Source organism: Pseudoalteromonas sp. SWYJZ19 (assembly GCF_015864375.1).
In the GTDB taxonomy this organism is placed as follows: Bacteria; Pseudomonadota; Gammaproteobacteria; order Enterobacterales; family Alteromonadaceae; genus Pseudoalteromonas; species Pseudoalteromonas arctica.
This window is the reverse complement of sequence record NZ_JADYXI010000017.1, coordinates 1-12794: the sequence shown is the minus strand read 5'-3', so window position 1 is coordinate 12794 and position 12794 is coordinate 1. Positions and strand designations below refer to the sequence as shown.

Below are 12794 nucleotides of genomic sequence, written 5' to 3'. Positions count from 1 at the left end.
TATTTAAATATTAAAAACGCGCCTTAAACGATACGCCAAAGTAGCGCTCTGCATCACGCGGTATTTGGTAACGGAAGTTATCGCCACTGTAGGTAGTTGCGTAGCTTTCGTCGGTTAAGTTTTTAGCAATAAGCGATACTCTAAACGCATCATCTTTAAACGATAAGCCAACACTTGCGTTTAAAATGCCGTAATCTGGCAGTAACGACGCTGGGTTAAACTCGCCTACGTTATCTGGCAAGTCTGAGTATTGCTCGTCGGTGTAAATGTATGAGCTATTTATGTGTACGTTAAAGCCATGCTCAGTTTCAATAAAGTAGTCAGCTGTTAGTGAGTATTTTAAATCTGGCGAAAATGGAACATCTAAGCCAGAGCGGTCAGTACACGAACCTGCAGCTACTTCTGCCGGACAATTAAACTCGTCAATTTCGGCTTTAATATAAGCGACACCACCGGTAAGCGTTAGTGACTCTGTTGCAGCCCACATAAAGTCAACTTCAACACCTTGTGTGCTTACATCGCCCGCGTTTGTTAAGCGGGTAATACAGGTGCCGTCTGAACAGTCAAAGTTGTTAGCTTGAAAACCTTCAATTTCTGTTCTGAAAAGTGCCATGTTAAACACAAACTCGCGGCTTGCGTATTTGTAGCCAATTTCGTAAGCATCAGACTCTTCTGGCGATATTTCGCGGCTGTCGGTGTCTGGATTAAAGTTGTAATAAATATTAAAACCAGGCCCTTTGTAACCTTGCGAGTAGGTACCGTATACCATTTGGCCATCGCCTAAATCGTATTGCATACCTAAACGACCCGATACGTTGGTTTCTTCTGCTTTGCCTTCGTCATCGGTATTTAGTGTTGCTGGGCGTACGCCTACACCGGTGCGGCCATATACATCATTGCTTACACGGCGATGCGTGTAAGACACTTCATCGTCGGTGTAACGAATACCAAATAATACGCGTAAATCTTCAGATAAATCGTAAGTACCGTCGGCAAAGGCTGCCCAGTTGTTAAATTCTGTGCTCATAAAAGCAGTGGCCGATACAATATCGTTTGCGTTACAGCTAACGCCTAGCCCTTGTGTGTAACCTTCTAAATCAGCAAGTGCGGCATCAAGCTCTGCGCCCGATAAGTTATTTTGCGCGTAAAAAGCCATTGCGCTATCAAGCTGGCCACCATTGTTTTGACAACTTGCATCACGAGTAAAGTTACGTTGTGAATCCATGTTCCAGTAAAATAAACCAGCAACATAGTTAAATGGCCCTGCTAGGTTTGATGTAACTCTAAACTCTTGCGAAAACTGATCCCATTGCTGTGCACCAATATCATGTAGTTGAAACGGCGCGCCAAATACTGGCTCGCTGCTGTCGCCAGCAATAGAGGTAAAGTCGCCTTCGCGGTATTCGGTATTATCCCATGAGCGCTGCGCTGTAATTGACGTGTACGTATAGTCGCCAATTGTTTTATCAACTTGCACCGAAAACGCGCTATGTTCGTCAATTGTGCGCGACTCGTAATCATGGTCTACTTTGCGTTGGTCTAGGTCAATATCGGCTACGCCATCAACAATACCATTACTGTTTGGCGCTGCTTTTGAATCAGGATTACGACCACTTGGCAGGGCTTCTAAGTCGGCGCAACAATCGTCGTCTGCGTTATAAAATTCAGCTATAAATTTTACGCTTAAGTCGTCCTCTGGCTCGTATTTAAATACAGCACGTGCACCTTCGCGGTCATAACCGTTTACTTTTTCGTTGTTGTAAACGTTATCAATGTAACCGTCAAACTTGCCTTTAAATACCGTTAAGCTAGCGGCTAAATCGTCGGTTAAACCGCCGCTTATAACACCTTTAAAACGGTATTCGTTATCTTGATAAAACGAGGTTTCTACGCTGCCGGTTGTGTCGTACGACGGATCTTTAGTGGTAATATTTACCACACCTGCTGAGGCGTTTTTGCCAAATAACGTACCTTGTGGCCCGCGTAATACTTCAATGCGGTCTACGTCGTATAAATCGGCAAAGGCTTGACCCGAGCGGCCAAGTACCACGCCATCAACAACAGTTGCCACACTTGGCTCGGCAGCAATACTAAATGAAATAGTACCAATACCGCGCACTGTTAGCGCTGAGTTACGTGTTGTGGTGCCTTTTCTAAAGCTAACCGAAGGAACAAGTGACTGTAAGCCTTCCATGTTATTAGCAAAAGCTGAATTAATTTGATCGCTATTAAGTACCGATACCGCAACAGGTACTTCGTTTAAACTTTGCGTTCTTTTTTGTGAAGTAACGACTATTTTTTCAAATGTATCGTTTTTAGCTGTTTCTGTTTTTTGTTGTTCTTGTTCGGTTTGCTCTTGCTGTGCATGTACCTGCGCGCTAAGCGCTAAACCGGTTGTCATTGCTAACGTGACTGCCAAGCTTAAGACGGACTTTTTAGCTCTCATGTCATTCTCCATATTGTGCGTGTGCTGTGTGGTACCGCGCTAGCAATTGTGTGAGTTGCTAAAAAGCGGTGTCAGTGTGTGTGATACTTTCCTTAAAGCTCTTATATCTTATATAAGAGCTTTAAATTTAAACAAACTATCTTACTAATGCAAACATTATGTGAATTAAATGTGATTTAAGTTTGGTGTATAGAATATAGCCGCACGTTATGCGGCGTTTTTAGCCCCAATACGCGCTAAGCTATTTTCGTAACGAACCTGCCAACGACGTACACTCCACCAGCTAAGCACTAAAACAGTAGACCAAACAGCAACTAAACTTGGTACAAAGTACACACTGGTTCCACCCACTAATCCGAGCGGAGAAAACAATATATATAAGCTAACAATTAGGCCTACTAATACGATGGCGCAAGGCAATGCGTACTTCCAAGGATTAAGGTCTACCTCGGCTTTGCGTGTAAATTGCCATGGTGTTTTAAGTGGTTTGTAGTAACCAATACCCAGCATTATTGCCAATTCAATTATGAACAAAATGGCGTAAATATGAATAAAGTTAATGTCTACATCCCATACAAATTTAAGCAAGGTGTAGGCAATAATATGGAATATAATCGCGACTTTAGCGCCCAGTGCAGGCACTTTTCGAGTAAACAAACCTACCAATACAATTGTGATGACCGGAATGTTGTAAAAACCTGTAAATACACGAATTATGTGCCATAAGCCTTCAGGTGCAAACATCAATAATGGCGCGGTTATAAACGATAATACGGCAATAATAATACTGGTAATTTTAGCCACTTTTATAAGTTGGCTGTCTGTTACTTTGTCTTTTTTCATTGGTTTGTAAACGTCTAAACAAAATAAGGTTGCTGCACTATTTAACAGTGAGTTAAACGAGCTAAATACGGCACCTAGTAGCACCGCTAAAAAGAACCCAGACAAATACTGTGGAAGTACTTCTTTTACTAAATGTGGATAAGCTAAATCGATAGTGGGCAGGCTTTCGTGTTTATAAAGATGGTAAGCAATAACGCCTGGGATCATCATCATAAACGGCACTAACACTTTAAAGTACCCTGAAAACAACACGCCCTTTTGGCCTTCTACTAAGTTTTTAGCGCCCAATGTACGCTGGATCACGTACTGATTGGTGCCCCAATAAAACAAATTAGCTAAGATCATACCTGTAAAAATAGTGCCAAATGGCACAGGATCGTCGCTGCTGCCAATAGCGTTGAGCTTTTCTGTATCGGTGTTTACAAGGGTGCTTAATCCTTCTGAAAAACTCCCGTCACCCAATGCAATTAAACCCAGTGTTGGCACTAAAATACCAATAATAAGTAGCCCAACACCGTTAATAGTATCCGACACCGCAACCGCCTTTAAACCGCCAAAAACAGCGTATATTGCGCCAACTGAGCCCACTGTAATAATGGTGACAATCAGGCTTGCTTCGTAACTCATATTTAATAAGGTGGGTACATCAAACAGCCTAAGTACGGCTATTGATCCTGAGTATAAAACTGAGGGGATCGTTATAAAACAATACCCTACCATAAATAAGATCACCGTCATGCGCCGTACGGTATCGTCAAAACGATCCCGTAAAAATTCAGGTAAGGTAGAAAACGCACCCGCTAAATAACGCGGCAAAAAGATCAACGCCATAATGATTGTTGAGATCCCTGCGGTTACTTCCCACGCCATTGAGCTTAGGTTGTAACCATAGGCTGAGCCATTAAGACCAATAAGTTGCTCTGCCGATAAGTTAGTGAGGATCATCGACCCTGCTATAAACGTACCCGTTAACCCACGACCCGCTAAAAAATAGCCGTCTTGGGTATTAACTTCCCCTTTGGTTTTTTGGTACGAGATATATCCCACCAGCGCCATAAACGCCAAGCACGATAGCAGTGTCATGGTAATGTTCATACCTTCCATCTTGCGCCCCTTTTAGCTTACTTTACTCGGTAAAAAGTAAGCTAATATCTTTATTATTGTGTGTGTTGTATGTGTGTTGTGTGTGTGTTGTGTGTTTTTTATTAAGCCGAGTTTTATTTAGGCCATGGCGTTAATTGGCTCATGTCTTGTTCTGTGTGTTGAACCTCTGGGCCAAGCATTAGGCTGTCGCCTTCGCGCATAAATACTGCCATTTCTTCAAGTGCGAGTGTGTGCTCGTAGTACTTACCACCTTCGTAAGCTTGTTTATCAGGAAAGCGAATCCAGCTGCCTTGTGGTAAATAAAATTTCACTTTACCTTTTGGTACTACACATGGCACAACCAGTAATTTTTCACCGCACATAAATTGCTGATCAAAGCTATGTGCTAGCACATCATCAGGAAATGTCAGTGCCATTGCACGCTGAATCGGCAAACCGGTTTGCTGCGCTTGCTCTGCACTTTGTTCTAAATAAGGAATAAGTTGGTAGCGTAGTTTAAGTGCTGCAAATACCGCGTCACTTGCTTGCTCAGTATAAGACCACGGTTCGCGAGGGCCAATACCATGCAAGCGCATGTGTGCGCTAAATACTGAGGCTTGCGCCCAGCGCACGTAAAGCTCTGCGTCGCGAGTGTCTTTGTAAAAACCGCCAATATCGGTTGCAAAAAACGGTCCGCCCGACATACCCCACGCTAAGCTGCCACGAATACTCGCCGCTAAACCTTGCCAATCGGCTTGTGGGTCACCGCCCCACTGTGCAGGGAAGCGTTGGCTGCCCGTCCATGCTGAGCGGCTAAATAAAAATGGCCCTGTTTTACAGTATTTTTCGGCGGCTTCATAAACGCAGCGGTTGTACAACATGCTATAAACGTTGTGTAATCTTATACCGCTGTCGCCACTGTGCGATACCATATTTTCGTCTTCTAGCTGCTCGCCAAAATCTGCTTTTATCATATCTACGCCAAGCTCAAACAATGGCTTGTGCGATTCGAGCCAGTATTCGTAAGCATCAGGGTGCGTAAAATCTAAAATACCCGACTCTGGCAGCGGCGTAAGTACTTCGCCAAATGGACTTAAATCCCACTCGTATTGATACGCTTTGCCTGTGCGTTTGTCTTTTATAAGCCAGCCGTTTTCGGCCGCTTTAGCAAACAATGGGTTATTTACCGAGATCATCGGGTATTCCCACACACAAATTTTAAAGTCCATGGCTTTAAGTTCATCAAGCACTGGTTTTGGGTCGGCGTAGCGTGTTGGGTCCCATTCAAAGGCAAAGCGAGTGTCGGTGTCTTGCCATGCTCGGCCATCAAGGGTAATTACGTCGCACGGCATTTTTTTAGTACGTACTTCGCGGGCAACACTAAGTAGTTCGTCGGCATCTTTGTAATACGCTTTTGATAAAATAACACCAAAGCTCCACTGCGGTGGCACCGGTGCAAAACCTGTTAGTTCACAATAGCGGTTAATACTTTGAGCTGGTGTTTGTTCTTGATATAAAAAGACATCTAGCGCGTCATCTTCAACTAAACATACATAAGCGCGTTGCGACCACAATGCATAACCTACGCCATGGGTAACAGGCGCGGGTGTATGTACAAATAAATTCCAGCCTTCTGGGCTCCATGCATACGGGGTATTTTTATAAGACTTTTCGGCGTTAACGCCCAGCGCATCGTGGTTGTATGAACGAATAAGTTGGCCGCGTTTATCAAGCTTGCCCCACTTTTCGCCAAGACCATACACTGCCTCATCGTAGTTAAGCTCAAGGCTTAAAATCCAGCCGTTATCTGTTTTAGCCAGTGGCGGTAAACGGTGTTGGCGTACAAAGTGGCCATCAGTTGCTGATTGCTGTACTAGCTCATCGTTTTTATAAAGTTTGAAATGAAAAGGGTCGCTGTAAAATTCTAGGCGGTATTCGCCACCGCTTACACTGTAATCATTATTGTTTTTGCTAAGTGTAAGGGGATATTCTGATAGGGTTGTGGTTAATATTTTAAACTGCTCGTCATGTGTGGTGCCTGCATTTAAACGTAAACCAAACTGGCTTATCGTTACGCTAATATCACCAAACTGAGTGGGCAAAACCAGCACATTACCTTGTAACTTTGGCGGTGCGGTTAAGCGTGCTGGCTCTATTGCGTTCCAGTCTGGCTCACGTAATTCAAATGCATTCATGGGAGTTCCTTAACCAATTATTAGTCTTGTATAAGACACAAGTTAAATAATTGTAATCCCCATGTCAATGTAAATAACCCTAAGATGAATTATTTACATCGTGATTTTTAAAATATACCCGGCGCCGATGTAGCCACCAGCGATACGCCGCTCAGCCCTAGCAGCGTAATAGCTATAATGCGTATCCATTTAGCGTCTACGTAGGGCGTTAATTTACGAGCAAAGTGCGTAACTAGCAACACTAAAGGAATAGCCGCTGCAATTAAAAACATAATATCGAGCTCTGGCAAAGTACCAAATAAAGCGATACCTACACGTACTAGCCCGCCAATAGTAAATACCGCTAATAACGTACTGCGAATAGCTTCAATAGACCAACTTTGCTTATAACACTGAAACACAAGCGGTGGCCCTGAGGTTGAAAACAACCCTCCAAGTAACCCACTCACCCCACCGGCTATTAAAAACGAACGAGGACGGCTTTGCTTATTAGCACGATCGCGGCCAATCAGCATTAAAGCGCAGCACAATAAAATACTTACGCCTAAAATAAAGTTTAAGTAGTGCGTTAAATGCGACGACATAAACTCAAGCAGCACAAAACCTACCAGCATTAACGGAATACCGGTATACAACATAAGTTTTAGCTCGGGTACTTTTACCGAGCTGCGGTTTTTAACCACCACAGTTGTGGAGTTAACCAAACCTAATAAGCTCACTAAAAATGTAGTTGCTGTAAGCGGCAATACATCAAGCAATGTAAAGCTTGCAACCACTAGTAACCCAAAGCCAAACCCGCTGAGAGTTTGCATAATAGTGGCAAGGCTTAGGCACAGCGCCATAAGCAAAATGAGTTCGAAAGAAATACTGAGCACTTTTAATTTCCTAAGGGTGAGCTATTGTAGTGTAACGATTTGTTTTTAGGCATAATGTATATTTTGCGCCTATAAAAACATTACAGCAGTAGTTCACGTTTAATTGAGCTAGCGCAAATATGCGTAAAAGGTTTCACCTATGATATAACTACAGGTGGATTAAATTTAATGGTAAATAATAATGAGTAACTCTATGTTTGATCACAAATTAAGTGGCCCAAGCTTGGCTTTTCAACCGCTTTACTTACAAGTGGCTGATTATATTAAACAGCTCATTGTTGAAAGACGCTGGGTACCTGGCGAAGCACTACCAAGCGAATTTCGCCTTGCTGAAGAATTTAACGTAAGCCAAGGTACGGTTCGTAAAGCACTAAACTTATTAACCGACAATAAAATAGTGACTCGTCGCCAAGGCGTTGGTACGTTTGTATCGCAACATACTGCGCAAGATGCCTTATTTAGATTTTTTCCGTTACAAGCCGACGGTAAAGGTGCCGATTTACCAAAGGCTGAACTGCTATCGGTTGAGCTTTGTGCAGCGCCAGTTGAAGTAATAGAAGCGTTGCAACTTAATAAAAAAGACAAAGTCACTAAGCTTGTTCGTAGGCGTATTCTTGATAACGAATTTTGCATGAGCGAAACTATATACCTACCGCAAAGCTACTTTCCTGATATACATCAAAGTAGTGATATTCCGCATACATTGTACCATTACTACCAGACCAAATTTAACCAAACTGTACACAAAACCCAAGACAGTATTAAAGCCGTACTTGCTACAGTTGATGATGCCAAAATGCTTGCTATTAAAGCTGGCGACCCACTGCTGCTGGTATCACGCATTACCGAATCAATCGAAGGTAAGCGTATTGAATACCGCCAAAGCAAATGCCGTAGCGATCATTACCACTATCAAATTGAGCTCGACTGATTAAGAGCCTCTTTAGTGCTAACAACCCACTTTAGCGCATAATAATTAAATATTTTTTAAAGGCAGCAAACGCTGCCTTTTTGCTGCCTGCAGGTTTTTTAACTGAACCATTTACTACTTTGCTGTTAACACAGTATTGACACTGTTTGATTCGTATAATAACTTATGTCTTATACAAGACCTAAGTCATTATGCATTTTTAACAGGAATTCCCAATGAGTTCATTAAATAATATCCCTCCAGTAGGGTTCGGTTTATGGAAAGTAGCGCAAGAAGATTGTGCACAAACGGTATACGAAGCCATTAAGGCAGGTTACCGCCATCTTGATTGCGCATCAGACTACGGTAACGAAGAACAAGTAGGCGATGGCATAGCCCAAGCAATAAACGATGGCTTATGTACCCGCGAAGAATTATGGATAACATCAAAACTGTGGAATACCTTTCATGCACCAGAGCATGTTGGCCTCGCAATTGATAAAACACTAAGTGACTTAAAGTTAGATTACTTAGACTTATACCTAATTCATTTTCCGATTGCGCAAACATTTGTGCCAATAGAAACCCGCTATCCACCAGAATGGTTTGTTAACCCAGACGCACAAAACCCACAAATGGAGTTGGCAAAAGTACCACTTTATTTAACGTGGCAAGCAATGGAAGAGCAAGTACACAACAACAAAGCAAAACGCATTGGTGTATGTAATTACTCAAGCGCACTGCTTCACGATTTAATGACCTACGCAAACATTAAGCCTGCCATGCTGCAAATTGAATCGCACCCTTATTTAACGCAAGAGCGATTAGTAAGATTAGCTAAGCAGTACGATATTCCGGTTACTGCGTTTTCGCCACTGGGTGCGCTTTCATACCTTGAGCTTGAAATGGCAGATAAAACTGAATCGGTTCTTGAGCAAAACGTTGTTAAAGCGGCTGCACAAAATCATGGCAAAACGCCAGCACAAGTCGTACTTCGCTGGGGCGTGCAACGTGGCACTGCCATTATTCCTAAAACCTCAAAACTTGAACGCATGAAAGAAAATCTCGCACTGTTTGATTTTGAATTAACAGAGCAAGAAATGACGCAAATTTCTGCGCTTAACAGTAATCGCCGATTTAACGACCCTGGGTACTTTTGTGAAGCTGCCTTTAACCGTTTTCACCCAATTTACGATTAGGAACATACAATGTCAGCTACCGAAATTAACTACGCCTCAGTGCCAACTCAATTAACATTCGATGATTCGGTTTTTCCGTGCATTGTGGTTAATAACAATAACGCCAGCACCGTTGAAGAAGCGGTAGCTTTCATTTGCGCCAATAAAAGCGAACTGGCTAAAAAACTTCGCAGCTCAGGAGCTGTGTTGTTTCGTGGCTTTCCTGTAAATAGCGCCGAAACCTTTGATACGTTTTCAGCAGGGTTTGACTACGACAATTTTACTTATAAAGAGTCGCTTTCAAACGCGGTGCGCATTAACTTTACCGAGCGTGTATTTACAGCTAACGAAGCACCAAAAGATGTAGAAATATACTTACACCACGAAATGGCGCAAACGCCTATTTCGCCAAGTAAGTTATTCTTTTTTTGTAAATCGGCCGCAGAAGAAGGTGGTGCAACACCTCTTTGCCGATCAGATAAGTTATTTAGCGCGTTAAAAGAGTACGACAGCAAACTTGCCCATGACTTTGAACACAAAGGTCTAAAGTACACCACCTATATGCCAGCCGCTGACGACGCAACATCAGGCCAAGGCCGAAGCTGGAAAAGTACACTAAGCGTTGAAACCAAAGACGAAGCACATAACAAATTAACCGAACTGGGTTACGAGTGGGAATGGCTTGAAGACGGCTCACTAAAAGCCGTTACTCCGGTTTTACCTGCAGTAGTAACCCTTGAAAACAATGTTCAGGTTTTTTATAACCAACTGATTGCCGCTTACATGGGCTGGAAAGGCGTACGCGAAAACCCATCGGTTGCTATTACCTTTGGCGATGGCAGTGCCATTCCTAAAACAGGCCTTGATAAAATTGTTGAGCTTTCAAAAGTATTTACCTTTGATCTTGCATGGCAAGATGGCGATGTAGCCTTAGTTGATAACGAAATGGCTATGCATGGTCGCCGCCCTTTTACAGGCGAACGTAAACGCCAAGTGTTAGTAGCACTTACCGCAGCTAAAGCGTAATGCAGCGCTTAAGTAGTAAATTAAGCTGTAAAATATCACCTTTATGGCAAGGTGCCAGCATTGCTGCAATGACTGGCCTTGCCGCTTTATTTTTAAGTGAGCATTACAACGCGCCAGCCATGCTGTTTGCTTTGTTACTGGGTATGGCAGTCTCATTTTTGTATCAAAGCGATAGCCCTTGCGCCAAAGGTATCGACTTTACCGGCACCACGGTTTTGCGCGTAGGTATAGTGCTGCTAGGCACACGCATAGCACTGGGAGATTTAGTAACACTGGGTTGGCAAACCGCACTTATGTTAGCGGGCGCTATATTTACTACTATTATTTTAGGCGTAGTACTTGCGCGCGCATTTGGCCTACAAAAACGCTTTGGTGCACTTACAGGCGGCTCAGTTGCTATTTGTGGAGCGTCTGCTGCTCTAGCTATCTCCTCTATTATGCCAAACAGCGAACATAAAGAGCGCGATACTTTGCTTACGGTTATTGGCGTAACAGCCATGTCGACCCTTGCTATGATCCTCTACCCTATTGTGGTTAATTACCTTGAGTTTGACGCCCATAATGCAGGCGTATTTTTAGGCGGCACAATACACGACGTAGCGCAGGTAGTCGGTGCTGGTTATTCGGTATCGCCTGAGACTGGCGATATAGCAACCCTAACTAAACTTGTACGTGTTGCTATGCTGCTACCCGTTGTACTTATTATGATGGTTGTTATTAATCGCTCAAATAAAGAAAAACACGGAGAATTACCTAAAGTACCTGGGTTTTTAATTGGCTTTGTCATACTCATGATAATAAATAGCTGCTTTTCTCTTCCTATAATAGTGCTTGAAACCGCTAACGAACTTTCGCAGTTCTTTTTAATTGCGGCTATTTCAGCCATTGGTATGAAAACTAATTTAGGAAAACTAACCGAAGTAGGCATAAAACCTATTATTTTAATTGTGGCTGAAACACTTTGGATTGCATTATTAATACTTGGATTTGTAATTTGGAGCTAATGAATCACGTTATTTAAGATATATATCAAAAAATTTAGTAGGTAATTAGGTCATGTTTTAACCAGTTAAAACCTGTATTTTACCTACTCTAAAACTGTGTACAAAAATAAGCATAAAGCTTTGATTAAAATAAACTTAACTTTAATTTATAAGTTAAAAAAATCATCTCAATCATAACTAGTTAGTTAAAAAACAAACAAACAAATAAAGCACTTACTCTAAAATAAATTTACAATAGGGCTTGGTATATAACTTAATTTACTGTTATCCTGCTTGCCATCGGGTTGACAGAAAACCCTATTTATTTGTAAGTACCACGTTGTTTTAGTAATAATCCTTCGCGTTATCCTCAGTTAAATGTATGTTTTCTTCCTGTTAAATTGCCTAATTTAAGGCGCACTTTTATTAATTCTTAGGATACTATTATGTCTAATACTACAACTGGTACAGTTAAATTTTTCAACGAAGCAAAAGGTTTTGGTTTTATCGAGCAAGAATCTGGTCCTGATGTTTTCGCACATTTCAGCGCAATCTCTGGCGACGGTTTCAAAACTCTAGCTGAAGGCCAACGTGTACAGTTTACTGTTACTCAAGGTCAAAAAGGTCCACAAGCTGAAAACATCGTTAGCATCTAATTGCTTTCGTTAAAATGGGTTAGCAATAACCCATTTTGAATACTAGTTTGAAAGAAGTTTTGTTTTATTTGTTAGTACCCCGTTGTTTTAGTAATAATCCTACGCGATATCCTCAAGTTAACTATTTTTTCCGGCTCAATCGCCTCTTTTCAGGCACACTTATATTAATTTTTTAGGATACATATTATGTCTACTACAACTACTGGTTCAGTAAAATGGTTTAACGAAGCAAAAGGTTTTGGTTTTATCGAGCAAGAATCTGGCGCTGATGTTTTCGCACATTTTAGCGCAATCTCTGGCGACGGTTTCAAAACTTTAGCTGAAGGCCAACGTGTACAGTTTACTGTTACTCAAGGTCAAAAAGGCCCACAAGCCGAGAACATTGTTAGCATCTAATTGCTAAACAATTTAGTGGGTTAGAGATAACCCATTTTGAATACTAGTTTGAAAGAAGTTTTGTTTTATTTGTTAGTACCGAGTTGTTTTAGTAATAATCCTACGCGATATCCTCAAGTTAACTATTTTTTCCGGCTCAATCGCCTCTTTTCAGGCACACTTATATTAATTTTTTAGGATACATATTATGTCTACTACAACTA

At 41.9% G+C, this 12794-nt stretch carries 10 protein-coding genes; 6 read left to right on the top strand and 4 right to left on the bottom strand.

Annotated elements, in window-relative coordinates:
• Positions 1-10: 10 nt before the first annotated feature.
• The 4 genes from I6F45_RS15655 to I6F45_RS15640 all read right to left on the bottom strand — a co-directional run bounded on the left by I6F45_RS15655 (position 11) and on the right by I6F45_RS15640 (position 7442).
• Entirely contained in the window at positions 11-2446 is a 2436-nt protein-coding gene (locus I6F45_RS15655; protein WP_197119537.1) for a TonB-dependent receptor, read from the bottom strand.
• 207 nt (positions 2447-2653) lie between these two features.
• On the bottom strand, positions 2654-4393 hold the full coding sequence (locus I6F45_RS15650; RefSeq protein ID WP_197161077.1) for a solute:sodium symporter family transporter: 1740 nt from the start codon (positions 4391-4393) through the stop codon (positions 2654-2656).
• 113 nt (positions 4394-4506) lie between these two features.
• Positions 4507-6567: a glycoside hydrolase family 31 protein gene (locus tag I6F45_RS15645; RefSeq protein ID WP_165740728.1), complete on the bottom strand. Its 2061-nt coding sequence runs from the start codon at positions 6565-6567 to the stop codon at positions 4507-4509.
• A gap of 107 nt (positions 6568-6674) precedes the next feature.
• Positions 6675-7442, bottom strand: a complete 768-nt coding sequence (locus tag I6F45_RS15640; RefSeq protein WP_331458729.1) for a sulfite exporter TauE/SafE family protein — start codon at positions 7440-7442, stop codon at positions 6675-6677.
• A gap of 181 nt (positions 7443-7623) precedes the next feature.
• On the opposite strand from I6F45_RS15640, the gene I6F45_RS15635 reads away from it, so the two are divergent.
• The 6 genes from I6F45_RS15635 to I6F45_RS15610 all read left to right on the top strand — a co-directional run bounded on the left by I6F45_RS15635 (position 7624) and on the right by I6F45_RS15610 (position 12591).
• A complete protein-coding gene (locus tag I6F45_RS15635) occupies positions 7624-8373 on the top strand; it encodes a GntR family transcriptional regulator (protein ID WP_165726269.1) in 750 nt (249 codons plus the stop codon).
• Positions 8374-8588: 215 nt separating this feature from the next.
• Positions 8589-9551 (top strand): aldo/keto reductase, encoded by a 963-nt coding sequence (locus tag I6F45_RS15630; RefSeq protein WP_197161076.1) that lies wholly within the window; start codon positions 8589-8591, stop codon positions 9549-9551.
• Positions 9552-9560: 9 nt separating this feature from the next.
• Positions 9561-10556 carry a TauD/TfdA family dioxygenase gene (locus I6F45_RS15625; RefSeq protein WP_197161075.1) on the top strand — a complete coding sequence of 332 codons (996 nt, stop codon included), beginning with the start codon at positions 9561-9563 and terminating at the stop codon, positions 10554-10556.
• Complete coding sequence (locus I6F45_RS15620; protein WP_197161074.1) at positions 10556-11560, top strand: YeiH family protein; 1005 nt, start codon at positions 10556-10558, stop codon at positions 11558-11560. The genes I6F45_RS15625 and I6F45_RS15620 overlap by 1 nt, the downstream gene beginning before the upstream one ends.
• 425 nt (positions 11561-11985) lie before the next feature.
• A complete protein-coding gene (locus I6F45_RS15615) occupies positions 11986-12195 on the top strand; it encodes a cold-shock protein (RefSeq protein WP_006792548.1) in 210 nt (69 codons plus the stop codon).
• A 186-nt stretch (positions 12196-12381) separates the two neighbouring features.
• Positions 12382-12591, top strand: coding sequence for a cold-shock protein (locus tag I6F45_RS15610; RefSeq protein ID WP_010554515.1), 210 nt, complete (start codon positions 12382-12384; stop codon positions 12589-12591).
• Positions 12592-12794: the final 203 nt, after the last annotated feature.

Bases quoted from the DNA above. Each gene is read 5' to 3' on its own strand.
- I6F45_RS15620 (WP_197161074.1), top strand. From the start codon at position 10,556: ATGCAGCGCTTAAGTAGTAAATTAAGCTGTAAAATATCACCTTTATGG.
- I6F45_RS15635 (WP_165726269.1), top strand. From the start codon at position 7,624: ATGAGTAACTCTATGTTTGATCACAAATTAAGTGGCCCAAGCTTGGCT.
- I6F45_RS15615 (WP_006792548.1), top strand. From the start codon at position 11,986: ATGTCTAATACTACAACTGGTACAGTTAAATTTTTCAACGAAGCAAAA.
- I6F45_RS15655 (WP_197119537.1), bottom strand. From the start codon at position 2,446: ATGAGAGCTAAAAAGTCCGTCTTAAGCTTGGCAGTCACGTTAGCAATG.
- I6F45_RS15610 (WP_010554515.1), top strand. From the start codon at position 12,382: ATGTCTACTACAACTACTGGTTCAGTAAAATGGTTTAACGAAGCAAAA.
- I6F45_RS15650 (WP_197161077.1), bottom strand. From the start codon at position 4,393: ATGGAAGGTATGAACATTACCATGACACTGCTATCGTGCTTGGCGTTT.
- I6F45_RS15645 (WP_165740728.1), bottom strand. From the start codon at position 6,567: ATGAATGCATTTGAATTACGTGAGCCAGACTGGAACGCAATAGAGCCA.
- I6F45_RS15630 (WP_197161076.1), top strand. From the start codon at position 8,589: ATGAGTTCATTAAATAATATCCCTCCAGTAGGGTTCGGTTTATGGAAA.
- I6F45_RS15625 (WP_197161075.1), top strand. From the start codon at position 9,561: ATGTCAGCTACCGAAATTAACTACGCCTCAGTGCCAACTCAATTAACA.